The organism is Streptomyces sp. NPDC047971 (assembly GCF_040653355.1).
Taxonomy (GTDB): domain Bacteria; phylum Actinomycetota; class Actinomycetes; order Streptomycetales; family Streptomycetaceae; genus Streptomyces.
Genome location: NZ_JBEZNW010000049.1, coordinates 1 through 26,838, shown reverse-complemented (window position 1 = coordinate 26,838; position 26,838 = coordinate 1). Strand labels below are relative to the sequence as shown.

Here is a 26,838-nt window from a genome sequence, read left to right as displayed (position 1 = left end):
ATGTGGAATGACGGGAGGGGATCGCGGGTGGCCGCGGTGCAGCTGACACGCACGCACAAGGTGCTGATCGGGGTGGTGATCGCCGGTGCGGTGATCATTGCCGGTATCGGTTTCGCGGGTTCGTACGCCGCTGTGCGTGAGCTCGCCGTGGAGAAGGGCTTCGGCGACTTCTCGTACTTCTTCCCGATCGGTATCGACGCGGGTATCTGTGTGCTTCTCGCACTGGACCTGTTGCTGACCTGGATCCGGATTCCGTTCCCGTTGCTGCGCCAGACGGCGTGGGTGCTGACGGCGGCGACGATCGCGTTCAACGGCGCGGCCGCGTGGCCGGACCCGCTCGGTGTGGGGATGCACGCGGTGATTCCGGTGCTGTTCGTCGTCGCGGTGGAGGCTGCCCGTCACGCGGTGGGCCGAATAGCCGACATCACGGCCGACAAGCACATGGAGGGTGTGCGTCTGACCCGTTGGCTGCTGTCGCCGATACCGACGTTCCGGTTGTGGCGGCGGATGAAGCTGTGGGAGCTGCGCTCGTACGAGCAGGTGATCAAGCTGGAGCAGGATCGGCTGATCTACCAGGCTCGGCTGCAGGCGCGGTTCGGGCGGGCGTGGCGGCGGAAGGCGCCGGTGGAGGCGCTGATGCCACTGCGGTTGGCGAAGTACGGTGTGCCGCTGGCGGAGACGGCTGCCGCGGGGCTCGCGGCGGCGGGTGTGGAGCCGGCGCTGATCCCGGCGCAGCCGGTGGCGGAAGAGTCGCAGGCGGTCCAGGCGGTGCAGGCGCCGGTGCGGCTGGCGCCGCAGCCGCAGCTCCCCCAGGGGCAGGGGCAGCCGCAGGGCCAGGTGCCGGGGCAGGGGCCGGTCGGGCCGGAGCTGTCCTCGAACCACGAGAGTCCATGGTTCCAGGCGCAGGCTCTGCCGCCGGAGGCGTACGAGACGGCGTTCGCGCCTCAGTACGTGGAGGGTCTGGAGCCGACGCCGGTGGCCGTGCCGCAGGGGCCGGAGGACGTGATGGGTCCGGGGCCGCGCCAGGAGCAGGGTGCGGAGCAGTTCGAGGAGTATCCGGAGTTCGTGGAGCCGGAGTTCGTGGAGCCGGAGCCGCCGGCGGACGAGTTCTCCGAGGCGGCCTACAAGGCGATGTGGGACTACGTCGAGGAGCGGCAGGACTTCCCGAACGCCGAGCAGCTCGACATATGGCTCAGTGACATGTACGGGGTGCAGCATCCGCGCAGTGCGTCGATCCTGCGGGAGCTGACTCCGCGGTTGCGGCAGCGTATCGAGCGGGAGATGGCGGAGAACCACATTCCGTGACCGTGGGTGGGTCGGGGCTCAGGCTTTGGCCTGTTGCTTGGCCCTCTCGCCCCACCAGGCGAGCGCGATTCCGGCGAAGAGCAGGACGACGTAGCCGGCGGTGGGGATGTCCCACCACTTGTGGAGCAGGCCCCAGGCTTCGTCGCCGAAGAACTGTCCGCCGGCGCCGAGGGCGCCCTGGACGAGGGTGAGCCATCCGATGATGGCGATGAGTTCGTTCTTCATGTCTCCACGGTCTCCCGCGGGGTGGGTGTTTTCGTCGTGCGCACGTCGGAGTCGGGTCTAGTCCCAAGGATGGAGACGGCGCTCGACCGGCCGGGCGGTCCCGGACGGCGAAGGGCCGCCACCGAACCGGTACGACGAAGGGCCGCCACCGACCCGGTGCGGGGAAGAGCCGCCACCGAACCGGTTCGGCGATGAGCCGCCACCGAATCCGTACGGCGAAGGGCCGCCACCGATCGCGGTGGCGGCCCTTCGTTGTCCTGGTGCCGTGAGGTGTCAGGCTCCGAGCAGCTTGCGCACGCGGTCCGTGCCGACCGCCAGCAGCAGGGTGGGCAGGCGGGGGCCGGTCTCGCGGCTGACGAGGAGCTTGTAGAGCAGGGCGAAGAAGGCGCGCTGGGCGACCTTCAGCTCCGGGGTCGGCTTGGCCTCGGGGTCGAGGCCGGCCATGACCTTCGGGACGCCGTAGACGAGCGTGGTCAGGCCGTCGAGGGACCAGTGCGTGTCCAGGCCCTCCAGGAGGAGGCGCAGGGACTCGCGGCCCTGGTCGTCGAGGGAGCCGAGGAGCTCGGTGTCCGGCTCGTCGCGGACGATGGTGCGCTGGTCGGCCGGGACCTGGGTGGTGATCCAGTTCTCGGCGCGGTCCAGGCGGGGGCGGACCTCGTCCAGGCTGGTGACCGGGTTCTCCGGGTCCAGGTCGGTCAGGATCCGGAGGGTCTGCTCGTCGTGGCCGGCCGTGATGTCCATGACCGAGGCGAGGGTGCGGTAGGGCAGGGGCCGTGGCGTGCGGGGCAGCTCACCGGCCGCGGTGCGGGCGGCCCGGGCGTGCGCGGCGGCGTCCGCCGGGAGCACGGTGCCGTCGGTGACCTTGGCCTCGAGCTTGTCCCACTCGTCGTAGAGCCGCTGGATCTCCTGGTCGAAGGCGATCTTGAAGGACTGGTTGGGCTTGCGGCGGGCGTACAGCCAGCGCAGCAGCGGCGCCTCCATGATCTTCAGCGCGTCGGCGGGCGTCGGTACGCCGCCCTTCGAGGAGGACATCTTGGCCATGCCGCTGATGCCGACGAACGCGTACATGGGGCCGATCGGCTGGACGCCGTCGAAGATCTGGCGCACGATCTGGCCGCCGACGACGAAGGACGAGCCGGGCGACGAGTGGTCGACGCCCGAGGGCTCGAAGATGACGCCTTCGTACGCCCAGCGCATCGGCCAGTCGACCTTCCAGACCAGCTTGCCGCGGTTGAACTCGCTGAGCTTGACGGTCTCGGAGAAGTCGCAGGCCGTGCAGGTGTAGGCCAGCTCGGTGGTCTCGTCGTCGTACGAGGTGACGGTCGTCAGGTCCTTCTCGCACCGACCGCAGTAGGGCTTGTACGGGAAGTAGCCGCCGGCGCCGCCGGAGCCGTCGTCCTCGTTGGCCGCGCCGGAGCCTTCCTCGGCTTCCAGCTCGGCCTCGTCGAGGGGCTTCTGGGACTGCTTCTTCGGCGTCTTCTTCGTCCGGTACTGGTCGAGGATCGCGTCGATGTCGCCGCGGTGCTTCATGGCGTGCAGGATCTGCTCGCGGTAGGTGCCCGCGGTGTACTGCTCCGTCTGGCTGATCGGGTCGTACTCGACGCCGAGCTCGGCGAGCGATTCGACCATGGCGGCCTTGAAGTGCTCGGCCCAGTTCGGGTGCGGGGAGCCGGCCGGGGCGGGGACGGAGGTCAGGGGCTTGCCGATGTGCTCGGCCCAGGAGTCGTCGATGCCCGCGACGCCGTTCGGGACCTTGCGGTACCGGTCGTAGTCGTCCCAGGAGATCAGGTGGCGGACCTCGTACCCGCGGCGCCGGACCTCGTCGGCGACCAGGTGCGGGGTCATGACCTCGCGGAGGTTGCCCAGGTGGATGGGGCCGGAGGGGGAGAGTCCTGAGGCGACGACGACCGGTTTGCCAGGCGCACGTCGCTCCGACTCGGCGATGACCTCGTCCGCGAAACGGGAGACCCAGTCGGTCTCGGTGCTGCTCTGAGCCACGGTCGGTACGTCCTTCTTCCTTGATTCCCTCGAAGGCCCTGCGGCCTTACGTCAGCCATTCTCCCAGACGGAAGGCGGCGCTACGGGGTTGTCCACAGGTGGAGAAAACACGTTGCCCGCCCATGGGACACTTGACAAGCGATAAAGCCCACCACTGAACCACCGACAGGAACGGAAGCTCATGGCCTCGGTCCCTTCCCTCGCTTCGACCGTGCAGCAGCGTCTCGCGGAAGGTCTCTCGGCAGCCCTGCCGGAGGCCGGTTCCGCCGACCCGCTGCTGCGACGTAGCGACCGGGCCGACTTCCAGGCCAACGGCATCCTGGCCCTCGCCAAGCAGCTCAAGGGCAACCCGCGTGAGCTGGCGACGAAGGTCGTCGGTGGCATCCCGGCGAACGACGTGCTGAAGGAGATCGAGGTCTCGGGCCCCGGCTTCCTGAACATCACCGTCACCGACGAGGCGATCATCAGGACTCTCGCCGCGCGTGCCGCCGACGACCGCCTCGGTGTGCCGTACGGTCAGGGCGCCGGCACGACGGTGATCGACTACGCCCAGCCGAACGTGGCGAAGGAGATGCACGTCGGCCACCTCCGGTCCGCCGTGATCGGCGCCGCGATGGTCGAGATCCTGGAGTTCACGGGCGAGAAGGTGGTCCGGCGTCACCACATCGGCGACTGGGGCACCCAGTTCGGCATGCTCATCCAGTACCTGGTCGAGCACCCGCACGAGCTGGACCACAAGTCCGAGGACGAGGTCTCCGGCGAGGAGGCCATGTCCAACCTCAACCGGCTGTACAAGGCTTCGCGGACGCTGTTCGACTCGGACGAGGAGTTCAAGACCCGGGCGCGGGCGCGGGTCGTGGACCTTCAGGCCGGTGACGAGCAGACGCGCGCCATGTGGCAGCGGTTCGTCGACGAGTCGAAGATCTACTTCTACTCGGTCTTCGACAAGCTCGACATGGACATCGACGACGCGGACGTGGTCGGCGAGTCGGGCTACAACGACATGCTGGTGGAGACCTGCCGCATCCTGGAGGAGTCGGGCGTCGCGGTCCGCTCCAATGGCGCGCTGTGCGTGTTCTTCGACGACATCAAGGGCCCGGACGGCAACCCGACCCCGCTGATCGTCCAGAAGTCCGACGGCGGTTTCGGCTACGCGGCCACGGACCTGTCGGCGATCCGTGACCGGGTGCAGAACCTGAAGGCGACGTCCCTGCTGTACGTGGTCGACGCCCGCCAGTCGCTGCACTTCAAGATGGTCTTCGAGACCGCCCGCCGGGCCGGATGGCTGAACGACGAGGTCAAGGCGGTCCAGCTGGCGTTCGGCACGGTGCTCGGCAAGGACGGCAAGCCGTTCAAGACCCGTGAGGGCGAGACGGTCAGGCTGGTGGACCTGCTGGACGAGGCCGTGGACCGGGCGACCGCGGTCGTCCGTGAGAAGGCCGAGAAGGTGGGCCTGACCGAGACGGAGATCGTCGAGAACGGCCAGTACGTGGGCATCGGCGCGGTCAAGTACGCCGACCTGTCGACGTCCGCGGCGCGGGACTACAAGTTCGACCTGGACCAGATGGTGTCGCTGAACGGCGACACGTCGGTGTACCTCCAGTACGCGTACGCGCGTATCAAGTCGATCTTCGGCAAGGCCGGTGAGTTCGCGCCGCTGGCCCACCCGGAGCTGGAGCTGGCTCCGGCGGAGCGCGCGCTCGGTCTGCACCTGGACCAGTTCGGCGAGACGCTGGCCGAGGTCGCCGAGGAGTACGCCCCGCACAAGCTGGCCGCGTACCTGTACCAGCTGGCGTCGCTGTACACGACGTTCTACGACCAGTGCCCGGTCATCAAGCCGGCGCCGCCGAAGGAGGTCGCGGAGAACCGGCTGTTCCTCTGCGACCTGACCGCCCGGACGCTCCACCAGGGCCTGGCCCTGCTGGGCATCCGGACGCCCGAGCGCCTCTGACGACGCGCCGTGGCGCCCATCGCGCCACGGCGAAGGCCCCGGCACCGTCCGCGTACGGTGCCGGGGCCTTCGCGTCGGTTCACTGCGACGCGGCCCACTCGCCCGTGTCGGGCCGGTAGGCGTACTGCTTCCTGCCTTCGATCGCGCTCGTACGGAACGGCTTCCCGCCGTCGTCGACGCGTGCCTTTCCGTGCCGTTCGCCGCTGCTCCACTCCACTTCGAGGTACCAGGAGACGGCGTACGACTCGGTGTGCAGGTCGAGGTTGATGACCTGGGGGTCGCTGGTGGAGACCTTGTAGGGGAAGTCCTTGGCCGGTACCCGGTGTTCGCCGTCGAGGCCGGCGACCGGCTCGGCGGTGGGGTGCGGGGCGTCGAGGTCGATGTCGAAGGCCTGCGGGGTGATGCCGCCGCCACAGCCGTCGCCCATGAAGTACGCGGCCCGGTCGAGGGGCGCGGCGCGTTCCACGACGCGTACGCGGACGGCGGTGAGGACCGTGGCCTCGTCGGTGCGGCCGGTGACGGTGAGCTGGAGCTGCATGTGACCGCCGTCGACCCCGCCGAGCGCCCGCGCCCAGCCCCGGCTGTCCTGCGGGGCGGGCGGCGGCGGGACCTGCCCGGGTGAGCGGTCGAGGGCGTAGTACTGGCCGCAGGCTCCGGCCCAGTTGTACGAGCTGATGCCCACGCTCACGGGGGCGCCCGCCGGCTGACGGGTCGTCCGGGCGGAGGGGTTGGTTCCGGCCGAGGTCGCCGGTGTGCTCGGCGTCGCGGCGGCGGACGGGGAGCCGGAGCCCGATGCGGACGCGGAGGCCGACGGGGGCGCGGAGTCGCTCGCCGCGGGCGCCTCGACGGAGCCGTTCGCGTGCTGCCCGGAGGCGTTCTTGTCGCCGGCGCGGCTGTCGTCGGGGCGGTTGACGGCGTACGCCACGGGCACGGCGAGCGCGACGACGGCGGCCGCGGCGACGGCTGTCCGCAGCCGCTTGCGGGAGCGGGCGGAGTTCTCCGGGGTGCCGGAGCCCCGAGGAGGTGCCTGCACGGTCACGACGACCTCGGACGCGGCGTCGGACTCGGCCGCGGGCCCGGGAGCCGGCTGGGCGGCTGCGGGCATCGCCGCGGTGTGCGGGCCGGAGAGCGAGCCGCCGTCGGGGCCGCCGGCCGGAGCGGTGCCCGGGGCGACGTCCGGGGCGACGTCCGGGGCGACGTCCGGGGCGGTGTCGGAGGCCGCTGCGGAGGCAACGACGGACGGGCTCGCCACGTCGGCAGCCGCTCCGGAACCGGCCGGACCCTCCCCGGACACCGCCGCCCCGGACCCAGCCGGACTCTCACCCTCGTCCGCCGCCCCGGCCCCAGCCGGACCCTCCCCCTCGTCCGCCGCCCCGGACACCGCCGGCCCGCCCTGCGATCCCTGCGGCTCGGGAGCCGCGGGCGCGTTCTTGCCACGTCGTCGCGCGTCGTCCGCCAGAATCCAGCTGCGGTGCAGCGCGATCAGCTCGTCGCGGGAGGCTCCGCACAGCCGGCCCAGTCGCTCCACGGGGGCGAACTCGGCCGGTACGGCGTCACCGTTGCTGTACCGGTGCAGCGTCGACGTACTGACGTGGAGCTTCTTGGCCAACGCCCCGTAGCTGAGCCCGGATCGCTCCTTCAGCCCGCGCACCAGCTCCGCGAACTCGTCCGCCTCCTTGGCCACCCGCCCCGTCCCCTCGTCTCGACCGTCCCAGGAACGCATTCCAGGGGTGGCTTGTTTCCCCAGGTCACGGCAGGTCCGCGCGTTCCGGCTTCCCCCATTGTCCCGTGACCGTTGCCGCGGGATCGCCCCGGCCCACAGGGTGGGCCCATGCCCAACAGTCATCTGACGGACGTCGTAGCCGTCGCAGTCCTGATCACCTGCACCGCGATCGTGATCGCTCTGATCGCCCGGGGCTGACCGGCCGGTGGCGTCGGCGGCGGGGACGACGCGTCACGTCGCCCCCGCCGCCGATGTACTGATGCGCGGTCAGGTGATGGGCCGGGACGTCCGGCCCGACACCTCGTCGATCTCCGTGTGTGCCTTCTGCAGCAGCTGCGAGGCGAGATCCATGAGCGCGCGTGCGCCCGCGATCTCCTCGCCGACCCGCAGCTGCTCGGGGTCCGAAGGGTGCCGGTGGGCGTTGCCCTGGGCGCGGAACTCGGTGCCGTCACCGAGCCGCACCATGGCGGCCGCCCTCGTCCGGTCACCCTCCTCCTGGAACTCCATCTCGACGTGCCATCCCACGAGCGTGTGCATCATGAGGACCACCTCCTGAGGTACTTCCAGGGTGCGCCGCCCGGCGCATCCTTACCAATCGGTGCGTAGCTGACGAATAAGTCGGTACTTGTGGGGCGTACCGCGAGGGAGAAGGATCGAAAGCGAGCCGCAGGACGGCTCCAACCCCCGATTCCAAGCCCTGGAGCACCCCCATGCCCGCAAGCACCCCCCAGTCCGAGAGCACCCCCGAGAGCACCCCCGAGAGCACCCCCGCGAGCACCCCCTCGACCGCCGCCGTCTCCGCCGCCGCCTCCGCCCCGGTCTCCGTCCTCGGCCTGGGCATGATGGGCACGGCGCTCGCGGCCGCCTTCCTGAACGCGGGCCATCCGGTCACCGTCTGGAACCGCTCCCCGGCCAGGACGGGCCCGCTGGTCGCGCAGGGCGCGCTGCCGGCCGACACGCCCGTGGACGCGGTGGCCGCGAGCCCGCTCGTCGTGCTCTGCCTGCTGACGAACGACAACGTCGAGGAGCTCTTCACCGCGCTCGGCGACTCCGTGGCGGGAAAGACGCTGGTCAACCTCACGAACGGCACACCCGAGCAGGCCCGGGCGCTCTCCGCCCGGGCGGCGGAGCGCGGCGCCCGGTACGTCGACGGCGGGATCATGGGGGTCCCGCAGATGATCGCGGGCCCGGACGCGTACGTCTTCTACAGCGGCGACGAGGAGGCGTACCGAAGTCACCGCGCGACCCTCGCGGCGCTGGGCGGCACGAGGTGGACGGGCACCGACCCGGGCCTCGCGGCCCTGTACGACCTGGGGCTGCTGACCGGCATGTACGGGATGTTCATCGGGGTCGTCCAGGCGCTGGCCCTGGTCCGTACGGAGAAGATCGGCGCCGAGGAGTACGCCGAGCTGCTGGTCCCGTGGGTCGCGGCGATGCTGGCCGGCGTGCCGGGGATCGCGCGGGCGGTCGACTCGGGGCAGCACCTGACCGATGTCTCCAGCCTGGCCGTCAACCAGGCCGCGTTCCCCAACTTCCTGGCCACGTTCGAGGCGCAGGGTGTCAGTCCGGAGCTCTTCGTGCCCTTCCAGGCGCTCCTGGACCGCTCGATCGCCGAGGGGCATGCGGCGGACGGCCTGTCCCGTCTGGCGGAGATGCTGACGCGTTAATCGCTTGCATGGAAGCCGGACACCCCGGGAAACTGTTAGTCATGACTAACGATTCAACGGGGGCCCTGCCGGTGGAGACCGACGACTTCCCGGCGTTAGGCAGGCCGGACGCCGGCCTCGTCCTGATCGCCGAGTGGTACACGGACAGCGCCGAGCGGCAGCGGCTCGTGATGGACACCGTGATGGACGCCTGGGCCCGGGCCGAGCTGCCGGAGGCGTTCCTCTCGCGCCACTGCCTGATGGGCTCCGACGGCCGGACGATCCTCAACTACGCCCAGTGGACGGACTCGGCCGCCCACTACGCCTTCACCGCCGACCCGGCCAACCAGCGGGCCATCACCGCCTCCGTCCAGGCCCTGGCCACGGTGGGCCCGCCCGGCCGCTACACCCACGAGCGCGTCGTACGGCTCCGGGAGGCACCCGTACGCACCCTCAGCGCGACCCGCTCCGAGGCCGGCGTCGCCCAGTACTTCCACCGCGGCGAGGACGGCAGGCGCGTCCACGTCCTCACGGCCCATGACGACGAAGAGGGCGGAACCGCCGTGCGGTTCCGCCCCTATCGAGGAGTCGTGCGAGAGAGCCGGGAAGCCGTCAGACCCCGCGGCTGAGCTTCTGCGCGACCTCGGTGGCCCAGTAGGTGAGGATCATCTGCCCACCCGCGCGCCTGATCCCCGTGAGCGTCTCGAAGATGGCCTTGTCGCGGTCGATCCAGCCCTTCTCCGCCGCGGCCTCGACCATCGCGTACTCACCACTGATCTGGTACGCGGCGACCGGCACGTCCACGGCTTCGGCGACCTTCGCGAGCACGTCCAGGTAGGGGCCCGCGGGCTTCACCATCACCATGTCGGCGCCCTCCTCCAGATCCAGGGCCAGCTCGCGCAGCGACTCGCGGACGTTGGCGGGGTCCTGCTGGTAGGTCTTGCGGTCACCCTGCAGGGACGAGCCGACGGCCTCACGGAAGGGACCGTAGAAGGCGGAGGAGTACTTCGCCGTGTACGCGAGGATCGACACGTCCTCCTTGCCGATGGTGTCCAGCGCGTCCCGGACCACCCCCACCTGGCCGTCCATCATCCCGGAGGGCCCGACGACATGGACCCCGGCGTCGGCCTGGACCTGCGCCATCTCGGCGTAGCGCTCCAGGGTGGCGTCGTTGTCGACCCGTCCGCTCGCGTCCAGCACCCCGCAGTGCCCGTGGTCGGTGTACTCGTCCAGGCAGAGGTCGGACATGATCACCAGATCGTCGCCGACCTCGGCCTTCACGTCGCGGATCGCGACCTGGAGAATCCCGTCCGGGTCGGTGCCCGCCGTGCCGGCGGCGTCCTTCTTCTCGTCCTCGGGCACACCGAAGAGCATGATCCCGGAGACCCCGGCCTCCAGCGCCTCGACGGCGGCCTTGCGCAGGGTGTCCCGCGAGTGCTGCACCACTCCGGGCATGGCGGCGATCGGCCGGGGCTCGGCGATCCCCTCCCGGACGAACGCGGGAAGGATCAGGTCGGCCGGGCTCAGCCGCGTCTCGGCCACCATCCGCCGCATGGCAGGAGTCGTCCGCAGCCGCCGCGGCCGCGCCCCGGGAAAGGTTCCGTACGAGTTCATGAACCGAGGCTACGCCCGCGGAATCCATGCACTTACCGACACCGTGTTGCCCCCGTCGCAGGACCCCGGTCCGCAGAAGCGGGGTGGGCATGGCGGAACCGTCCCTCCCCCGCCCCCGCGCCCGTGCGCGCCGGGGACGGTACCGCCCCCGGGCCACACGCAAGGGGTGCGGGACCTTCACAAGGTCCCGCACCCCTGGGTCACATCACGCGCGTCACGTCGTCCGACGTCTCCGCGCCCCCGGCCTGCGCTCCGACGGCCGCGTCACCGGATCCCCGGCCTCCAGCGCCGCGGCACGCCGCCGCAGACCGAAGTCCGCCAGCGCCTCCGCCAGCTTGTGCACCGAGGGTTCCGGAGAGAGCACGTCCACGCGCAGCCCGTGCTCCTCCGCCGTCTTGGCGGTGGCGGGGCCGATACAGGCGATGACCGTGACGTTGTGCGGCTTGCCGGCGATGCCCACCAGGTTCCGCACGGTCGACGACGAGGTGAAGAGCACCGCGTCGAAGCCACCGCCCTTGATCGCCTCACGGGTGTCCGCCGGCGGCGGCGACGCGCGGACCGTCCGGTAGGCGGTCACGTCGTCGACCTCCCAGCCGAGCTCGATCAGACCGGCGACCAGGGTCTCCGTCGCGATGTCCGCCCGCGGCAGGAAGACGCGGTCGATCGGGTCGAAGACCGGGTCGTACGGCGGCCAGTCCTCCAGGAGGCCCGCGGCGGACTGCTCACCGCTGGGCACCAGGTCCGGCTTCACGCCGAAGTCGACGAGTGCCGCGGCCGTCTGCTCGCCGACGGCCGCGACCTTGATCCCGGCGAAGGCACGCGCGTCCAGCCCGTACTCCTCGAACTTCTCGCGCACCGCCTTCACCGCGTTGACCGACGTGAACGCGATCCACTCGTAGCGGCCGGTCACCAGACCCTTGACCGCGCGCTCCATCTGCTGCGGGGTGCGCGGCGGCTCGACGGCGATCGTGGGCACCTCGTGCGGCACGGCACCGTACGAACGAAGCTGGTCGGAGAGCGACGCGGCCTGCTCCTTGGTCCGCGGCACGAGCACCCGCCAGCCGAAGAGCGGCTTCGACTCGAACCACGCCAGCTGGTCCCGCTGCGCCGGGGCGCTGCGCTCGCCGACCACGGCTATGACCGGCCGGTGGCCCTCGGGCGACGGGAGCACCTTGCCCTGCTTGAAGACCTGGGCGATGGTGCCGAGCGTCGCGGTCCAGGTCCGCTGCCGGGTCGTCGTACCGCCGATGGTCACGGTGAGCGGGGTGTCCGGCTTACGGCCTGCCGCCACCAGTTCACCGGCCGCGGCGGCGACCGAGTCGAGCGAGGTGGACACGACGACGGTGCCGTCCGAGGCGCCGACCTCGGTCCAGCAGCGGTCGTCGGCGGTACGGGCGTCCACGAAGCGCACATCGGTGCCCTGCGCGTCGCGCAGCGGGACACCGGCGTACGCGGGCACGCCCACCGCCGTGGCCACGCCGGGCACGACCTCGAAGGGAATGCCCTCGGAGGCGCAGGCGAGCATCTCCTGACCTGCGTTTCCGTCGAGGCCGGGGTCGCCGGTCACCGCACGGACGACCCGCTTGCCGCCCCTCGCGGCCTCCATGACAAGATTGGTCGCATCCCTCAACACGGGGACATCGGCGGTTGTTGATGCCTCGTCAACAACCGTCAGCTCAGGCGTGCTCACGCCCGCGCGCGCATGGCCGCGGACGACTTCGAGCACCTCCGGCTCGGCGATCAGGACGTCCGCGCCGGCGAGGGCTTCGACTGCCCGGAGGGTCAGCAGTCCTGGATCGCCTGGTCCGGCACCGAGGAAGGTGACGCTCCCTTGACCGAAGAAGGCCTGGGACGCGGGGCTGGTGGTCGGGCTGGTGGGGCTCAAAGTGCTCGCTCCCCCATAAGACCGGCCGCACCCTTGGCGAGCATCTCGTCCGCGAGTTCGCGTCCGAGCTCCATCGCCTCGTCGTACGACGTGGGTACGGGACCGGTGGTGGACAGCTGCACCAGCGTCGAGCCGTCGGTGGTGCCGACGACGCCGCGCAGGCGCATTTCGGTGACAATCTGCCCGCGGCCGGAATCCTCGGCCAGCAGGTCGGCCAGCGCACCCACGGGTGCGGAACAGCCGGCCTCCAGGGCGGCGAGCAGGGCGCGCTCGGCGGTCACGGCGGCCCGGGTGTGCGGGTCGTCGAGTTCGGCGAGCGCGGCGACGAGACCGGCGTCGGACGCCAGACACTCGATCGCCAGGGCCCCCTGGCCGGGGGCGGGCAGGACGGCGTCGACCGACAGGTGGTCGAGCGACAGGGAGCCGGTGAGCTCCTCCGTCCCGCCGATGCGGTTGAGGCCGGCCGCGGCGAGAACCACCGCGTCCAGCTCCCCACCACGTACGTATCCGACGCGGGTGTCGATGTTCCCGCGGATCGGCACGGTCTCGATGGTCAGCCCGTGGCTGCGCGCGTACGCGTTGAGCTGGGCCGTCCGGCGCGGCGAACCGGTGCCGATCCTGGCGCCCTGCGGCAGCGTGTCGAGCGACAGCCCGGCGCGGGCGACCAGCACGTCGCGCGGGTCCTCGCGGCGCGGAATCGCCGCGATGGCCAGCTCGGGGTGCTGGGCGGTCGGCAGGTCCTTCAGGGAGTGGACGGCGAAGTCCACCTCACCCGCCAGGAGCGCGTCGCGCAGTGCGGCGACGAACACCCCCGTACCGCCGATCTGCGCGAGGTGCTCACGCGAGACGTCCCCGTACGTCGTGATCTCCACGAGCTCGACGGGTCGGCCGGTCAGCTGCCGCACGGCGTCGGCCACGTGCCCGGACTGGGCCATGGCGAGTTTGCTGCGCCTGGTCCCGAGCCTCAGTGCCCTCTCGGTCATACTCGCCCTCGGTTCTTGACGTCGGCGTCATTCAGGTCGGCCCGGGAGACGGAGGCGACCGTCTCCGGGTCGAGGTCGAAGAGTGTCCGCAGCGCGTCGGCGTACCCGGCACCGCCGGGCTCGCTGGCCAGCTGCTTGACCCGCACGGTCGGCGCGTGCAGGAGCTTGTCGACCACCCGGCGCACGGTCTGGGTGATCTCGGCGCGCTGCTTGTCGTCGAGGCCGGGCAGCCGGCCCTCGAGCCGGGCGACCTCGCCCGCGACCACATCGGCGGCCATGGTGCGCAGGGCGACCACGGTCGGGGTGATGTGCGCGGCGCGCTGGGCGGCGCCGAAGGCGGCCACCTCGTCGGAGACGAGCGCGCGCACCTGGTCGACGTCGGCGGCCATCGGGGCGTCGGCGGAGGCGTCCGCCAGCGACTCGATGTCGACGAGCCGGACGCCCGTCATGCGGTGGGCGGCGGCGTCGATGTCGCGGGGCATGGCCAGGTCGAGCAGTGCGAGCGGGGCCGCGCGGTCCCGCATCGCCGCCTCGACGGCCTCGCCGGTCAGGACGAGTCCGGTGGCTCCGGTGCAGGAGACCACGATGTCGGCACGTGTCAGTTCGTCGCCGACGGCAACCATCTCGACCGGGCGTGCGGCGACGCCCGTGCCGCCGGGCTCGGTCAGGATCTGTACGAGCCGCTCGGCGCGGGCGGTCGTCCGGTTGGCGATCACGATCTCGGAGACCCCGGCGCGCGCGAGCGTGGCGGCGGCCAGCGAGGACATCGATCCGGCCCCGATGACCAGGGCGCGCTTGCCGGCGGCCCAGGAGGCGACGTCGGCGCCGTCGGCCAGCTGCTCGAGGCCGAAGGTGACGAGCGACTGCCCGGCACGGTCGATCCCGGTCTCGCTGTGGGCGCGCTTGCCGACCCGCAGCGCCTGCTGGAACAGGTCGTTCAGGAGTCGGCCCGCGGTGTGCAGGTCCTGGCCGAGCGCGAGGGCGTCCTTGATCTGGCCGAGGATCTGGCCCTCGCCGACGACCATGGAGTCGAGCCCGCAGGCCACCGAGAAGAGGTGGTGGACGGCCCGGTCCTCGTAGTGCACGTAGAGGTAGGGGGTGAGCTCTTCGAGGCCGACGCCGCTGTGCTGGGCGAGCAGCGTGGACAGCTCGGCGACGCCGGCGTGGAACTTGTCCACGTCGGCGTAGAGCTCGATGCGGTTGCAGGTGGCCAGGACGGCGCCCTCGGCCGCGGGTTCGGCGGCGAGGGTGTCCTGGAGCAGCTTGGCCTGGGTGTCCGCGGCGAGCGAGGCCCGCTCGAGGACGCTGACCGGGGCGCTGCGGTGGCTGAGGCCGACGACGAGGAGGCTCATGCCGGCATCACCGCGGGGACGTCCCCGTCGGGTCCCTTGCGTCCGGTGCCCTTGCGCGGGGCGTCTCCCGTCGCGCCGAGGGCCGTGGGCGGCGTGGGTGCGGCGGCGGCCTCGGCCTCCGCCTCCTCGCCCGCCTTGCGCTGCTCGTGGAAGGCGAGGATCTGCAGCTCGATGGAGAGGTCGACCTTGCGCACGTCCACGCCGTCGGGCACGGAGAGCACGGTTGGGGCGAAGTTCAGGATGGAGGTGACGCCGGCGGCCACGAGCCGGTCGCAGACCTGCTGGGCGACGCCGGCCGGGGTCGCGATGACACCGATGGAGACGCCGTCCTCCTCGATGATCTTCTCGAGGTCGTCGCTGTGCTGGACGGGGATCCCGGCGACCGGCTTGCCGGTCATGGCGGGGTCGGCGTCGATGAGCGCGGCGACCCGGAAGCCACGGGAGGCGAAGCCGCCGTAGCCGGCGAGGGCGGCGCCGAGGTTACCGATGCCGACGATGACGACCGGCCAGTCCTGGGTGAGGCCGAGTTCGCGGGAGATCTGGTAGACGAGGTACTCGACGTCGTAGCCGACGCCGCGCGTGCCGTACGAGCCGAGGTAGCTGAAGTCCTTGCGCAGCTTCGCGGAGTTGACTCCCGCGGCGGCCGCGAGCTCCTCGGAGGAGACCGTGGGTACGGAGCGCTCCGACAGTGCGGTGAGCGCACGCAGATACAGCGGAAGCCGGGCGACGGTGGCCTCGGGGATTCCTCGGCTGCGGGTCGCCGGTCGGTGAGTTCGGCCAGTTGCCACGGTGCTCCTGCGGGATGAGCGGGGCTGCAGGCGGCCGTGTGTCCCAGGACCGCCCCGTCGAATGCAGGCTATGTCTTTGTGAACGCGTGCACAAAGATGGTGTCCGTTTTGTCCGGCCAAAGTGACCGGGGTCACGCGCTCGGTTCGCGCCATGACGGAACCGTGGAGCGTGTCAGCCCGTTGGGAACCCGAAGGGGGCAAAACCGCACACTCTCCTCACGATCGCGCCCCCGAACGTCAACAAAACGTCCATGATGGTAGCCGTCTTCCGGTCAACCACCCAGTTCGCGCCGGAGCCGCCCGGCGTCCACACGCCAGAAGGTGTGCTGTTCGCCGTCGACCAGGACCACGGGGATCTGCTCCCAGTACGCCCGGTGGAGCTCCTCGTCCTGGGTGATGTCCTTCTCCTCCCAGCGCGCCCCGGTCTCGGCGCAGACCGCCTCGATCACGGCCCGGGCGTCGTCACAGAGATGGCAGCCCGGCTTGCCGATCAGCGTCACGGTCCGCGAGGCGGCGACGGGAGCGGCGGGGGTGTCCTTCTTCTTCGTCCGTCCAAACATGCCGTCCATTCTGCGCTGCCGCGCGCCGTGCCCCCTCTCTCCAGCTTGCTCCCTCCTTGTCCGTTTAACAGGAGAGTCGCGGAGTGTTCACGCCGCGGCATCCCGAGACGTCGGGAAGTACCGAACAGACTGGCTATGCTCACGGCATGGCCGCAATGGGATGGCTCACCCCCCGTAGGCGCTCCGCCACCGCGCGCAGCGTTCTGGCAGGCGAGGCCGCCGCCGAGGCGGCGCGCAAGTCCTCGCAACAGCTCGAACTGGAACGGGAGACAGCGGAGCGGGCCGAGCCCGCCGAGCCGGAGTTCCCGGTCGTGGGCGACGCCGAGGCGGCCGCCTTCTTCGATCTCGACAACACCGTCATGCAGGGCGCCGCGATCTTCCACTTCGGCCGGGGCCTGTACAAGCGGAAGTTCTTCCAGCGCCGCGAACTGGCCCGCTTCGCCTGGCAGCAGGCGTGGTTCCGACTGGCCGGCGTCGAGGACCCGGAGCACATGCAGGACGCCCGCGACAGCGCCCTGTCCATCGTCAAGGGCCACCGCGTCTCCGAACTGATGTCGATCGGCGAGGAGATCTACGACGAGTACATGGCCGACCGCATCTGGCCCGGCACCCGCGCGCTCGCACAGGCCCATCTCGACGCCGGACAGAAGGTCTGGCTCGTCACGGCCGCGCCGGTCGAGACGGCCACGATCATCGCCCGGCGGCTCGGCCTGACCGGCGCGCTCGGCACGGTCGCCGAGTCCGTCGACGGCGTCTACACCGGCAAGCTGGTCGGCGAGCCGCTGCACGGCCCCGCCAAGGCCGAGGCCGTACGCGCCCTGGCCGCAGCCGAGGGCCTGGACCTGAACCGCTGCGCCGCCTACAGCGACTCGCACAACGACATCCCGATGCTCTCGCTGGTCGGCCACCCGTACGCCATCAACCCGGACACCAAGCTGCGCAAGCACGCCAAGGCGCGCGAATGGCGGCTGCGCGACTACCGCACGGGGCGCAAGGCGGCCAAGGTCGGCATCCCCGCCGCGGCGGGCGTCGGCGCGCTGGCGGGCGGCACGGCCGCCGCGGTCGCCCTGCACCGCCGCCGCCGCTGACTCCGGCCGCCGACGGTCAGCCTCCCGCGACGCCCGGCGCCCCGCACACTGCCGATACGTTTCGGCTGCGATCGCGTGAGACAACCCGGGACCTGCGGCACTCACCCGTACGTGGTCGAACACCACCGCACAGGTCGACCCGGAGGCATTCCCGACTCCCTACCCAGCAGCGGGCCGGATCACGCGCACACCCGCCACTCGGGCACAACAGCGCGTGCACGCAGTCACACTCGGAAGCAATCCGATCAACAATCGGTCACGAACTGTGAATGATCTCGCCTACAAGCGGTAACAGGTGAGACGGAATCGGTGATTTCCGCAACTGGGTGTAGCGCTGCCTGTACGAAGCGTTATTCTCCTCAGACGCACAACGGGACCCTCACATCGCCACGACGAGTGAACGGTCCCGCACTGCACGTGATGGAAGCTCTGCCTCTGGGAGTCCCGTGTACCCACACGTCGGGGTTGACGCCTCGGGCCTGGCTACGCTGCGCGCAACGGTCCTCGACCACTTGCGCGGCTTCGTCCCCACCGCGTACGCCGGCCCTGTCCCCGCCTTTGCCTTCGCCGCACCGGCACCCGCCGGTCCTTGCTATGCCCTTGCCGAGAGCGGTGCCGCTGTCGGCAGACGGGGCAGCCGCGGCGGCACCGGAACCTCGACCGCCGCCCGCCGCCCCACCGCCGACAGCGACAGCGCCCGCATGATGGACCTCGTCGAGCGCGCCCAGGCCGGAGAGGCCGAGGCATTCGGCCGCCTGTACGACCAGTACAGCGACACGGTCTACCGCTACATCTACTACCGCGTCGGCGGTAAGGCGACGGCGGAGGACCTCACCAGTGAGACGTTCCTGCGCGCCCTGCGCCGGATCTCCACCTTCACCTGGCAGGGCCGCGACTTCGGCGCCTGGCTGGTCACCATCGCCCGCAACCTGGTCGCCGACCACTTCAAGTCCAGTCGTTTCCGGCTCGAAGTGACCACGGGCGAGATGCTCGACGCCAACGAGGTCGAGCGCAGCCCCGAGGACTCCGTCCTGGAGTCCCTCTCCAACGCGGCCCTCCTCGACGCCGTCCGCCGGCTCAACCCCCAGCAGCAGGAGTGCGTGACCCTGCGCTTCCTGCAGGGCCTCTCGGTCGCCGAGACCGCCCGGGTCATGGGCAAGAACGAGGGTGCGATCAAGACCCTCCAGTACCGCGCCGTGCGCACCCTCGCGCGGCTGCTCCCGGACGACGCCCGCTGACCGCTCGCGCCCCCCACACGCGCCCCCCACCGACCGTGCCGCGCCCCTCCCCCCGCACCACCCCCCATGTCCCCCCGACCCCCGCCCAACTCACAGTCGGTGACGCCTCGATGACGCACTGGTCCGATCATCTTTCGCGCGTAACCCAAGTGCCGCGCCGCTCGTTGTGCGGAATGCAGGCTCCCTGTGGTCACGCCATGTCCGCAGCCACTCACTCTTTCGTGTGGATGTGTTCAAGGTGTGCAACCTTCCGGACACCCCGGGGAGTCGACCGTCATGACGAGAGGAGGTGCCGCCAGTGATCGCGAACGTATCGGCGCACCGGCGGGCGAACGCCTTCGCCCAGGCCCTGGATGATCGGACGCCCGATGACGCGACGGCCGAACAGCCCGAGGCGTCGGCCGAACCGGCCGAGCAAGGGCGGCTGTTGGCTCTGGCGAACGGGCTCGGCGAGCTGCCGAAGCCGGAGATGGACCCCGAGGTCAAGGTGGTGCAACGAGCCCAGCTCGTCGCCGCCATGGAAGCGATGCTCGCGGAGGGGAGCGCGGCCGCGGGCCCTACGGTGCCCGAGCAGCGGACATCGGGGCGGGGAGCCCACCGGGCCTCCCCGCTCCGGAAACTGCGCCCCCGCTCCCGCTGGTCGAAGGGGCTCGCAGCCGGCGGCCTCACGGTCGGTGTGGCCGCGGGCGCGTTCAGCGGTGTCGCCGCTGCCAGCTCGGACGCCCTCCCCGGTGACTCGCTCTACGGGCTGAAGCGCGGCATGGAAGACATCAAGCGCGGCATGGCCGACGACGACTCCGAGCGGGGCGGGATCTTCCTGGACCAGGCGTCGACCCGGCTCAGCGAAGCCCGCAGACTCATGGAGCGGGGCCGCGCCGGCGACCTCGACCACGAGTCGCTCGGCGAGATCCGCCGTGTCCTCAGCGGTATGAAGCACGACGCCTCCGAGGGACACCGACTGCTGCGCCAGGCGTACGAGCGGGACGGCGAGATCGGGCCGATGGCCCGGCTCAACTCCTTCGCCCAGGCGCACCGCGGCACCTGGAACGGCCTGCGCGACCGGCTGCCCGTGCAGCTCGCCGACGTCGGCAACGAGGTGGAGGGCGTCTTCGTCGCCATAGACGAAGAGGTCGAGCCGCTCCAGGGGATGCTGCCACGCACTCCGGAGAAGGGCGCGGCGGGCACCAGCACCCCGGGCTCGTCGCCGGAGACCTCGCGTACGCAGACCCAACATCCGCCGTCCTCCCCCGCCGCCCCCTCCACGGGCGGTGAAGGGTCCACCCGGCCTCAGCCCTCGGGCTCCGGCTCGGGCTCCCCGGAGAACGACGGCCTGCTGGGCGGCAACACGGGCGGCCTGCTCGACCCGCCGCCGACGGGCATCCCCACGGCACCCTCGGCCGACACGTCGACACCCGAGATGCCGGACGTCACGATCCCGCCCCTGCTGCCGGGGCTCCTCCCCGGCCTGGGCATCGACAGCGAGGACGCTCGCTGACACGACGACGGGGCGCCCCACTGCGGTGGGGCGCCCCGTCGTCGTACCACCGGAAGAGCCGACGGACCGGGCGGCTCAGAAGAACACGGACCGCCGCTGCACGAGCAGCTTGTAGAGCGTGTGCTGGATCTGCTCCCTGACCTGGTCCGTCAGGTTGAACATCAGCATCGGGTCCTCAGCGGCCTCCGGCGGATAGCCGTCCGTCGCGATCGGCTCGCCGAACTGGATCGTCCACTTCGTCGGCAGCGGCACCGCGCCCAGCGGCCCCAGCCACGGGAACGTCGGCGTGATCGGGAAGTACGGGATGCCCAGCACCCGCGCCAGCGTCTTGGCGTTGCCGATCATCGGGTAGATCTCCTCGGCGCCCACGATCGAGCACGGCACGATCGGCACCCCGGCCCGCAGCGCCGTCGACACGAATCCGCCCCGGCCGAAGCGCTGCAGCTTGTAGCGCTCCCCGAACGGCTTCCCGATGCCCTTGAACCCCTCCGGCATCACACCCACGATCTCGCCGGCCGTCAGCAGCCGCTCCGCGTCCTCCGCGCAGGCCAGCGTGTGCCCGGCCTTGCGGGCCAGTTCGTTGACCACCGGCAGCATGAAGACCAGATCGGCGGCGAGCAGCCGCAGATGCCGCCCCGCCGGATGGTGGTCGTGCACGGCCACCTGCATCATCAGGCCGTCCAGCGGCAGCGTCCCGGAGTGGTTCGCGACGACGAGCGCGCCCCCCTTCGACGGGATGTTCTCGACGCCCTTCACCTCGACCCGGAAGTACTTCTCCGCCAGCGGCCGCACCAGCGACATCAGGACCTGGTCGGTGAGCTCCTTGTCGTAGCCGAACTCGTCGACCTCGTACTCGCCGGTCACCCGGCGCCGCAGGAACGCCAGCCCGCCCGCGAGCCGCCGCTCCCACCCGCCGCGGCCCTCCCGCGCCTCCCCGGCGCCCTCCGGAGCCGTCACGGGCTCCGCCGCGGGCCGCGGCGGCAGGACAGGCTCCTCCGGCCCGTGCTGGCCCGGCAGGGCGCGCACGGCGGCGTCCCGAGCCGTCCTGGCGGGCCGTCGCCGCGCCCGTGAACGGTCGTCGTCGAACGGAATGACCTTGGCGTCCGCCATCGTTACCTGGGCTCCTTCTGATCCAGCCGGGCCGCGACCCGGTCCACGGCCCCCGCGAGCTTCTCCGGCGGTAGCAGCCCCGGTCCACGGCTGCGGGCGAAGTCCGCGAAGGTCTCGGCCGTCGTGTACCGGGGAGCGAACCCCAGCGTCTCGCGCATCTGGACCGTGGAGACCACCCGGCCGTGGGTGAGCAGCCGGATCTGCTCCGGAGCGAAGTCGGTCACACCGACGGTCCGCAGCGCGGAACCGACCCAGGTGACCGCCGGCAGCAGCACCGGCACCGTGGGCCGCCCCAGCCGCCGCGCACACTGCGACAGCAGCAGCACCCCGTCGCCCGCCACGTTGAACGTGCCGCTGTTCAGCGTCGCCCGGCGCGGCTCGCGCGAGGCGAGCTCCAGGACGTCGATGACATCGTCCTCGTGCACGAACTGCAGCCTCGGGTCGTAGCCGAAGACGGTCGGCATCAGGGGCAGCGACAGATACTCGGCGAGCGGGGAGTCCGCCCGCGGCCCGAGGATGTTCGCGAACCGCAGCACGCACACCGCCACGTCCGGACGGCGCCGCGCGAAGCCCCGTACGTACCCCTCGACCTCGACGGCGTCCTTGGCGAACCCACCGCTCGGCAGCGACTTCGGTGGCGTCGTCTCGGTGAACACGGCCGGGTCGCGCGGCGCCGAGCCGTAGACGCTCGTACTGGACTTGATCACGAGCCGCGTGATCCTGGGCGACTTCTGGCAGGCACCGAGGAGCTGCATGGTGCCGATGACGTTGGTCTCCTTGATCGACGTCCGGCCGCCGGCGCCGAGCGCCGTGCCCGTGACGTCCATGTGGACGACCGTGTCCACGTCATGCTCGGCGAGCACCTTGGCAATCGCCGGCTGGCGGATGTCCGCCTGGACGAACTCGGCCCCGCCGAGATCGTGCGTCGGCGCGACCGCGTCCACGGCGACCACCCGGTCCACCTCGGGATCCCGCTGGACCCGGCGGACGAAACGGCCTCCGAGATGCCGAGCCGCACCGGTGACGAGCACGACCTTTCCCAAGATCAGCGCCTTCCGTCGGTCTCTCCCCCGAGTTCTCCCCCAGGGTGCCTGTGCGCCACCGTAGCGCCTCGTTGTTGCGCTGCGATGACTGCCGTGGGCAACCGCGTCGAACCTTGCCGAAAAAGGCGTGGCCCCCCACCGAAAACGGTGGGGGGCCACGCTCGACGCACAAACAGCCGTCGTTACAGCCGTCGCTTACTTCTTGTTGCGACGCTGAACGCGGGTGCGCTTGAGCAGCTTGCGGTGCTTCTTCTTGGCCATCCGCTTGCGCCGCTTCTTGATAACAGAGCCCACGACTACCCTCGCTCACTTCTCTTCACTCGGTGCGGGGCGTCTGGGCCCACACGACCTACGAGGGCTTAGCCTACCGGCCCGAGCGCCGCACTTGTAATCCGAGGGGCGGACCGGCTCCCGACCGCGCCCCTCCTACGCGGTCTCCACCCCCACAAAAGACTCCTTGAGGTACTCGTGAACCGCCTGTTCCGGGACCCGGAAGGACCTGCCCACCCGGATCGCCGGCAGATGACCGCTGTGCACCAACCGGTACACGGTCATCTTCGACACGCGCATCACCGAGGCGACTTCCGCCACGGTCAGAAACTTGACCTCGTTGAGAGGTCGCTCGCCAGCAGCCATGACCCACCTGTACCTTCCGCACACGACGCCCACCGGCTTCCCCTCCGGTGACCCTGCGTCGCTGTGCGCTCACGCTCCAGACTAGGGGCGTGTGGTACGAGTGGGGAAGAGGAGCAGCCATCGGCCGTTTACCGTGACAGACTCGCTCGATTGAGTACATAGCGAGTGAGCGGCCGGTAGTAATCGGACCGCACCGCGTCATCAAGCGGAACGGCCACGGAGACCTGACCCTCCGCCTCACCGACGAACAGCGCGGGATCGTCCGTATCCGCCAGACCGATGGCCTCGAAACCCAGCTGACCTGCACCGCAGACCCAACCGTGGTCCCCGATGACGAGCTCGGGGAGCGGCCAGCCACCCTGCACAGCACCCTCCAGAGCGGCCCTAACCGGCAGCGGCGAGTGGGTGTGCGCCCCCGTCTCACGCCCCGTTCCCGGCAGACCCGGTTCTCGCACCACCGCGACACCGCGTACGTAGTCGAGGGTGTACGTGCGTAGACCGAACCGGGTCGTTATGTCGACACATCGCCCCTGCGCCGGTGTGAGAACAAGACATCCCGCCGCCGACAAAGCGTCTGCGAGCCCGGCGTAGAACCCGAGCAAACGGTGCGGATGCCCCGTCCCGAACAACACCGGAGCCCGCCGTCCCGCCGCCTCACCCAGCCGCGCGGCGAACGCGTCGAGCCCGCCCAACGTGCGCTCCGGATCGATGACATCAGGCCCCGAACGGTGCGCCGGGTCACCCGACACCCCGCACTTGTCGGCCATCAGCCGTAACAACTCGCCCTCGCCCCACCCCCACTCGGGGTCGAGCCCCAGCATCACCCGCGGGTCCCGCGCGGCGAACAGCCGATAGCTCCGCAGGCTCTCCTCCCGCGAGGTCGCCACCGTCCCCGCCAACCCCGCCGCCAACAAATGCGCCCGCAACGCCCCGGTACTCAGCACCCCATCGATGCTGCCCGAGCCGCCCCGACAACGGGTCAAAACACCTGGGAGACCCCACAGTTGGCGTAACACCGAAAACTAGGGAAGCAGCCCCCGGAGCGGAAAGGCCGACCGCCGCGTCGACAGGATCGCCTGGTCCAGCCGGTCCGCCGGGTCGTAGCCCTCCTCCCAGTCCCGCCACCCCACCGGCCACCGGCCGTCCGTCATCCGCATCGGCCCCGGCTGCCGCGTCCGCGCGTAGACCAGATCCCGCCAGGACGACGGAATCACCGACTCGGGATCGACCTCCGCGTGCCCGGCGATCCCCACCAGATGCGTCCACGACCGCGGCACGACATCCACCACCGCGTACCCGCCACCACCCAGCGCGACCCACTTCCCGCCGTCCACATGGGCATGCGCCAGCTCATGGCACGCCACCTGCACCGCCCGCTGGGCGTCCAGCGACACCGCCAGGTGCGCCAGCGGATCCTCGAAATGCGTGTCCGCCCCGTGCTGCGTCACCAGCACCTGCGGCCGGAAATCCGCCAGCAGCTCCGGTACGACCGCGTGGAAGGCCCGCAGCCACCCCGCGTCCCCGGTCCCCGCCGGCAGCGCCACGTTCACCGCGGACCCCTGGCCCGCACCGGAGCCACCCGTCTCCTCCGGCCACCCCGTCTGCGGGAACAAGGTCCGCGGATGCTCGTGCAGCGAGATCGTCAGAACCCGCGGATCGTCCCAGAACGCCGCCTGCACCCCGTCCCCGTGATGCACGTCCACATCCACGTACGCGACCCGCTCCGCGCCCAGCTCCAGCAGACGGGCGATGGCCAAGGACGCGTCGTTGTAGATACAGAATCCGGACGCGCTCCCCGGCATCGCGTGGTGCAGCCCACCGGCGAAGTTCACCGCGTGGGCGGCCTCCCCGCGCCACACCGCCTCCGCCGCGCCCACCGACTGCCCGGCGATCAACGCGGACGCCTCGTGCATCCCGGCGAAGGCCGGATCGTCCACCGTCCCGAGCCCGTACGACTGATCCGCCGCCCTCGGGTTCTCGGAAGCGGCCCGAACGGCGGCCACATAGTCCTCACGGTGCACCAGCCGCAGCGTCGAGTCCCCCGCGGGCTTCGCCGCGACGACCTCCACGGACCGATCGAGCCCGTACGCCCGCACCAACCCCATGGTCAGCGCGAGCCGTACCGGATCCATCGGATGCTCGGACCCGAAGTCGTACCCCGTGACAGCTTCATCCCACATCAACAGTGCGCGGCCGCTCATGCCCGCCACCGTATCGGGCCGGTTGAGAACCGAACGACGTGGCATACGCCACCGTCACCAGGACCAGCACCATCGCCACCAGCATCGCCCCCCGATGGCTCCAGGCGTCCCCGAGCGCCCCCACCAGCGGGGACCCGATCAGGAACCCCACGTAGTTGAAGACGTTCAGCCGCGCCACGGCGGCGTCACTCGCCCCGGGACCGTGACTGTCGAAAGCCTGCCTCCCGGCGGCGGCGAAGGTCTGCGGCACGATCACGCTCAGCCCGAGCCCGAGCACGGTGAATCCGGCCATCCCCACCCATGCCCCGGGCGCCACCGCCACCACCGCGAAGCCGAGCGCGGCCAGCACGGCCCCGCCCCGCACGACCATGGCGGCCCCCATCCGCCGCACCCCGAGGTCCCCCACGGCCCGGCCGAGAAGCGTGGTGACCATGTACGCGTTGTACGGCACGGTCGCCAGCTCCTCCGAACTGCCGAGCACGTCCTGGAGGTACTTGGCACTCCAGTTGGAGACCGTCGAGTCCCCGATGTACGCGAACGTCATGACGAGACACAGCGGCAGCAGCAGCCGGAAGGAGACACCCACGCCGCCGTTGGTCTCCCCGCCCCCGGCCGACTCCGCACCGCCGGCCGGCACGGTCCCCGGCGTGTACCACCGGCTGCCGACCAGCGCGGCGGGCAACAGGACGGCCACCACCGGCAGATACGAGGTGAACAGCGACAGGTCCCAGTGGGCACCCGCCCAGGCCAACGAGGCACCCACGATCCCGCCCAGGCTGTACGCCGCGTGGAATCCGAGCATGATGCTCCGCCCGTAAGCCCGCTGCAAGCTGACCCCGAGCATGTTCATCGACGCGTCCAGCGCGCCGACCGCGAGCCCGAAGACACCGAGCGCGACGGCGACCTGCCACAGCTCGCTCCCCGCGCCGACCCCGAGCAGCGCCAGCAGGACGAGCGGCTGCGCCCACCGCAGCACCGCCCCCGGCCCCACCCTGGCCACCAGCCTCTCGGTGCCCACACTCCCCACACCGGCCAGGATCGGCACGGCGGCCAGGCAGAGGGGCAGCAGCCCGTCGGAGATCCCGTACCGGTCCTGGATCGCCGGTATTCGGGTCACAAGGAGTGCGAACGTCACCCCCTGCACGAAGAAGCTGACCCCCAGGGATCCCCGCCCACGCCGCAACCGCGCATCCGTCATGGCGGCACAGCGTAGGACCCGTCCCTACCCCTGGGTAGATGGATCACCTGCCCAATATCGCCGGCAGTTCGTCCATGCTGCCGAAGTACCCGTTGGCGCCGGCGAGCTTCTCCTCGGGCGTCATCGCCGTGAACCCGTACACGTCCATCCCGGCCGCGAGCGCGGCCTGGACCCCGAGCGCGCTGTCCTCGACCACGACGCACCGCTCGGGGGCCACCCCCATCCGCGCGGCGGCATGGAGGAACAGGTCGGGCGACGGCTTGCCGCGGCCGACGTCCTCGGAACTGAAGATGATCTCGTCCCGGAACCAGACGTCGAGCCCGGTCTTCCGGTGCCCGATCCGGATCCGCTCATGGCTCCCCGAGGAGGCCACACAGTACGGAACGCCGCTGTCGGCAAGCCCCTTGAGCACGTCCGCGGCCCCGGGCACGGCCTCCAGCTCCTGCCGGAAGGCGGCGAAGACCCGTCCGTGGAACGTCTCGTCGAACTCCACCGGCAGGCGCTGCCCGGTCCGCTCCTCGACCAGCTCATGGATGCGGTGCATCGCGGACCCCATGTAGTCACGCACGGATTCCTCGTACGTCGTGGGGTGCCCGACCTCCGTCAGATAGCCGGCCAGCAGCCTGTTGGAGATCGGCTCGCTGTCCACCAGCACACCGTCATTGTCGAAGATCACCAGGTCGTAGCGCATGACTTCCAGTCTAGAACGCAAAAATGCCTCAACCCCCGGACGAAGTCCGGGGGTTGAGGCTAAAAATTGTTCGGCGGCGTCCTACTCTCCCACAGGGTCCCCCCTGCA

General features: G+C 70.9%; 25 protein-coding genes. 7 read left to right on the top strand and 18 right to left on the bottom strand.

Going from position 1 to position 26,838, the window contains the following annotated elements; translation table 11 throughout:
- Positions 1-27: 27 nt before the first annotated feature.
- Positions 28-1,305, top strand: a complete 1,278-nt coding sequence (locus AB0D99_RS31455) for a DUF2637 domain-containing protein (RefSeq protein ID WP_362369994.1) — start codon at positions 28-30, stop codon at positions 1,303-1,305.
- 18 nt (positions 1,306-1,323) lie between these two features.
- Here AB0D99_RS31455 and AB0D99_RS31450 read toward each other — a convergent pair whose 3' ends face one another.
- Together AB0D99_RS31450 and lysS are read right to left on the bottom strand one after the other, a co-directional pair.
- Entirely contained in the window at positions 1,324-1,530 is a 207-nt protein-coding gene (locus AB0D99_RS31450; RefSeq protein ID WP_362369991.1) for a hypothetical protein, read from the bottom strand.
- A gap of 273 nt (positions 1,531-1,803) precedes the next feature.
- Positions 1,804-3,528: a lysine--tRNA ligase gene (gene lysS / locus AB0D99_RS31445; protein WP_362369988.1), complete on the bottom strand. Its 1,725-nt coding sequence runs from the start codon at positions 3,526-3,528 to the stop codon at positions 1,804-1,806.
- 181 nt (positions 3,529-3,709) lie between these two features.
- Between lysS and argS the strand changes: the two genes are divergently transcribed.
- Entirely contained in the window at positions 3,710-5,479 is a 1,770-nt protein-coding gene (argS, locus tag AB0D99_RS31440) for an arginine--tRNA ligase (RefSeq protein ID WP_362369985.1), read from the top strand.
- 79 nt (positions 5,480-5,558) lie between these two features.
- On the opposite strand, the gene AB0D99_RS31435 is transcribed toward argS, so the two are convergent.
- Positions 5,559-7,163: a helix-turn-helix domain-containing protein gene (locus AB0D99_RS31435; protein WP_362369982.1), complete on the bottom strand. Its 1,605-nt coding sequence runs from the start codon at positions 7,161-7,163 to the stop codon at positions 5,559-5,561.
- A 306-nt stretch (positions 7,164-7,469) separates the two neighbouring features.
- Entirely contained in the window at positions 7,470-7,739 is a 270-nt protein-coding gene (locus AB0D99_RS31430; RefSeq protein ID WP_362370057.1) for a DUF1876 domain-containing protein, read from the bottom strand.
- A 173-nt stretch (positions 7,740-7,912) separates the two neighbouring features.
- Between AB0D99_RS31430 and AB0D99_RS31425 the strand changes: the two genes are divergently transcribed.
- Positions 7,913-8,869 carry an NAD(P)-binding domain-containing protein gene (locus AB0D99_RS31425; RefSeq protein ID WP_362369979.1) on the top strand — a complete coding sequence of 319 codons (957 nt, stop codon included), beginning with the start codon at positions 7,913-7,915 and terminating at the stop codon, positions 8,867-8,869.
- Positions 8,870-8,910: 41 nt separating this feature from the next.
- Positions 8,911-9,477, top strand: coding sequence for a hypothetical protein (locus AB0D99_RS31420; protein WP_362369976.1), 567 nt, complete (start codon positions 8,911-8,913; stop codon positions 9,475-9,477).
- Here the strand turns inward: AB0D99_RS31420 and hemB are convergent.
- The 6 genes from hemB to AB0D99_RS31390 form a co-directional block, all read right to left on the bottom strand.
- The gene (hemB, locus tag AB0D99_RS31415) at positions 9,461-10,462 is read right to left on the bottom strand and encodes a porphobilinogen synthase (protein WP_362369973.1); all 1,002 of its coding nucleotides are present in this window, start codon (positions 10,460-10,462) and stop codon (positions 9,461-9,463) included. The two genes, AB0D99_RS31420 and hemB, sit on opposite strands and share 17 nt — an antisense overlap.
- 214 nt (positions 10,463-10,676) lie before the next feature.
- A complete protein-coding gene (locus AB0D99_RS31410) occupies positions 10,677-12,347 on the bottom strand; it encodes a uroporphyrinogen-III synthase (protein WP_362369969.1) in 1,671 nt (556 codons plus the stop codon).
- On the bottom strand, positions 12,344-13,330 hold the full coding sequence (gene hemC / locus AB0D99_RS31405) for a hydroxymethylbilane synthase (protein ID WP_362369967.1): 987 nt from the start codon (positions 13,328-13,330) through the stop codon (positions 12,344-12,346). Before hemC ends, AB0D99_RS31410 begins: the two co-directional genes overlap by 4 nt.
- Complete coding sequence (locus AB0D99_RS31400; protein ID WP_362369965.1) at positions 13,327-14,682, bottom strand: glutamyl-tRNA reductase; 1,356 nt, start codon at positions 14,680-14,682, stop codon at positions 13,327-13,329. Before AB0D99_RS31400 ends, hemC begins: the two co-directional genes overlap by 4 nt.
- Positions 14,679-15,470, bottom strand: a complete 792-nt coding sequence (locus tag AB0D99_RS31395) for a redox-sensing transcriptional repressor Rex (protein WP_362369962.1) — start codon at positions 15,468-15,470, stop codon at positions 14,679-14,681. The genes AB0D99_RS31400 and AB0D99_RS31395 overlap by 4 nt, the downstream gene beginning before the upstream one ends.
- A gap of 272 nt (positions 15,471-15,742) precedes the next feature.
- A complete protein-coding gene (locus AB0D99_RS31390) occupies positions 15,743-16,030 on the bottom strand; it encodes a glutaredoxin family protein (RefSeq protein ID WP_362369959.1) in 288 nt (95 codons plus the stop codon).
- A gap of 146 nt (positions 16,031-16,176) precedes the next feature.
- Between AB0D99_RS31390 and AB0D99_RS31385 the strand changes: the two genes are divergently transcribed.
- The 3 genes from AB0D99_RS31385 to AB0D99_RS31375 all read left to right on the top strand — a co-directional run bounded on the left by AB0D99_RS31385 (position 16,177) and on the right by AB0D99_RS31375 (position 19,851).
- Positions 16,177-17,118: an HAD-IB family hydrolase gene (locus AB0D99_RS31385; RefSeq protein WP_362369956.1), complete on the top strand. Its 942-nt coding sequence runs from the start codon at positions 16,177-16,179 to the stop codon at positions 17,116-17,118.
- Between the two features lie 446 nt (positions 17,119-17,564).
- A complete protein-coding gene (locus AB0D99_RS31380; protein ID WP_137988687.1) occupies positions 17,565-18,356 on the top strand; it encodes an ECF subfamily RNA polymerase sigma factor, BldN family in 792 nt (263 codons plus the stop codon).
- Positions 18,357-18,654: 298 nt separating this feature from the next.
- Entirely contained in the window at positions 18,655-19,851 is a 1,197-nt protein-coding gene (locus tag AB0D99_RS31375) for a DUF5667 domain-containing protein (protein WP_362369952.1), read from the top strand.
- Positions 19,852-19,926: 75 nt separating this feature from the next.
- Here the strand turns inward: AB0D99_RS31375 and AB0D99_RS31370 are convergent, their stop codons facing one another.
- The 8 genes from AB0D99_RS31370 to AB0D99_RS31335 all read right to left on the bottom strand — a co-directional run bounded on the left by AB0D99_RS31370 (position 19,927) and on the right by AB0D99_RS31335 (position 26,730).
- Entirely contained in the window at positions 19,927-20,961 is a 1,035-nt protein-coding gene (locus tag AB0D99_RS31370; RefSeq protein ID WP_362369949.1) for a lysophospholipid acyltransferase family protein, read from the bottom strand.
- Between the two features lie 2 nt (positions 20,962-20,963).
- Positions 20,964-22,004 carry an NAD-dependent epimerase/dehydratase family protein gene (locus AB0D99_RS31365; protein WP_362369946.1) on the bottom strand — a complete coding sequence of 347 codons (1,041 nt, stop codon included), beginning with the start codon at positions 22,002-22,004 and terminating at the stop codon, positions 20,964-20,966.
- A 195-nt stretch (positions 22,005-22,199) separates the two neighbouring features.
- Positions 22,200-22,298 (bottom strand): AURKAIP1/COX24 domain-containing protein, encoded by a 99-nt coding sequence (locus AB0D99_RS31360; RefSeq protein ID WP_003948845.1) that lies wholly within the window; start codon positions 22,296-22,298, stop codon positions 22,200-22,202.
- 132 nt (positions 22,299-22,430) lie between these two features.
- Positions 22,431-22,640 (bottom strand): helix-turn-helix domain-containing protein, encoded by a 210-nt coding sequence (locus tag AB0D99_RS31355; RefSeq protein WP_362369943.1) that lies wholly within the window; start codon positions 22,638-22,640, stop codon positions 22,431-22,433.
- Between the two features lie 128 nt (positions 22,641-22,768).
- Positions 22,769-23,584, bottom strand: coding sequence for a phosphatase (locus tag AB0D99_RS31350; RefSeq protein ID WP_362369940.1), 816 nt, complete (start codon positions 23,582-23,584; stop codon positions 22,769-22,771).
- 78 nt (positions 23,585-23,662) lie between these two features.
- Complete coding sequence (locus AB0D99_RS31345; protein WP_362369937.1) at positions 23,663-24,841, bottom strand: acetoin utilization protein AcuC; 1,179 nt, start codon at positions 24,839-24,841, stop codon at positions 23,663-23,665.
- Complete coding sequence (locus tag AB0D99_RS31340; RefSeq protein ID WP_362369934.1) at positions 24,810-26,039, bottom strand: MFS transporter; 1,230 nt, start codon at positions 26,037-26,039, stop codon at positions 24,810-24,812. The genes AB0D99_RS31345 and AB0D99_RS31340 overlap by 32 nt, the downstream gene beginning before the upstream one ends.
- A gap of 43 nt (positions 26,040-26,082) precedes the next feature.
- On the bottom strand, positions 26,083-26,730 hold the full coding sequence (locus AB0D99_RS31335) for an HAD family hydrolase (RefSeq protein WP_362369931.1): 648 nt from the start codon (positions 26,728-26,730) through the stop codon (positions 26,083-26,085).
- Positions 26,731-26,838: the final 108 nt, after the last annotated feature.

Coding starts and splice junctions, on each gene's coding strand:
- argS (WP_362369985.1), top strand. CDS start 3,710: ATGGCCTCGGTCCCTTCCCTCGCTTCGACCGTGCAGCAGCGTCTCGCG.
- AB0D99_RS31420 (WP_362369976.1), top strand. CDS start 8,911: ATGACTAACGATTCAACGGGGGCCCTGCCGGTGGAGACCGACGACTTC.
- AB0D99_RS31400 (WP_362369965.1), bottom strand. CDS start 14,682: ATGAGCCTCCTCGTCGTCGGCCTCAGCCACCGCAGCGCCCCGGTCAGC.
- hemC (WP_362369967.1), bottom strand. CDS start 13,330: ATGACCGAGAGGGCACTGAGGCTCGGGACCAGGCGCAGCAAACTCGCC.
- hemB (WP_362369973.1), bottom strand. CDS start 10,462: ATGAACTCGTACGGAACCTTTCCCGGGGCGCGGCCGCGGCGGCTGCGG.
- AB0D99_RS31425 (WP_362369979.1), top strand. CDS start 7,913: ATGCCCGCAAGCACCCCCCAGTCCGAGAGCACCCCCGAGAGCACCCCC.
- AB0D99_RS31385 (WP_362369956.1), top strand. CDS start 16,177: ATGGCCGCAATGGGATGGCTCACCCCCCGTAGGCGCTCCGCCACCGCG.
- AB0D99_RS31345 (WP_362369937.1), bottom strand. CDS start 24,841: ATGAGCGGCCGCGCACTGTTGATGTGGGATGAAGCTGTCACGGGGTAC.
- AB0D99_RS31430 (WP_362370057.1), bottom strand. CDS start 7,739: ATGCACACGCTCGTGGGATGGCACGTCGAGATGGAGTTCCAGGAGGAG.
- AB0D99_RS31355 (WP_362369943.1), bottom strand. CDS start 22,640: ATGGCTGCTGGCGAGCGACCTCTCAACGAGGTCAAGTTTCTGACCGTG.
- AB0D99_RS31370 (WP_362369949.1), bottom strand. CDS start 20,961: ATGGCGGACGCCAAGGTCATTCCGTTCGACGACGACCGTTCACGGGCG.
- AB0D99_RS31335 (WP_362369931.1), bottom strand. CDS start 26,730: ATGCGCTACGACCTGGTGATCTTCGACAATGACGGTGTGCTGGTGGAC.
- AB0D99_RS31340 (WP_362369934.1), bottom strand. CDS start 26,039: ATGACGGATGCGCGGTTGCGGCGTGGGCGGGGATCCCTGGGGGTCAGC.
- AB0D99_RS31450 (WP_362369991.1), bottom strand. CDS start 1,530: ATGAAGAACGAACTCATCGCCATCATCGGATGGCTCACCCTCGTCCAG.
- AB0D99_RS31390 (WP_362369959.1), bottom strand. CDS start 16,030: ATGTTTGGACGGACGAAGAAGAAGGACACCCCCGCCGCTCCCGTCGCC.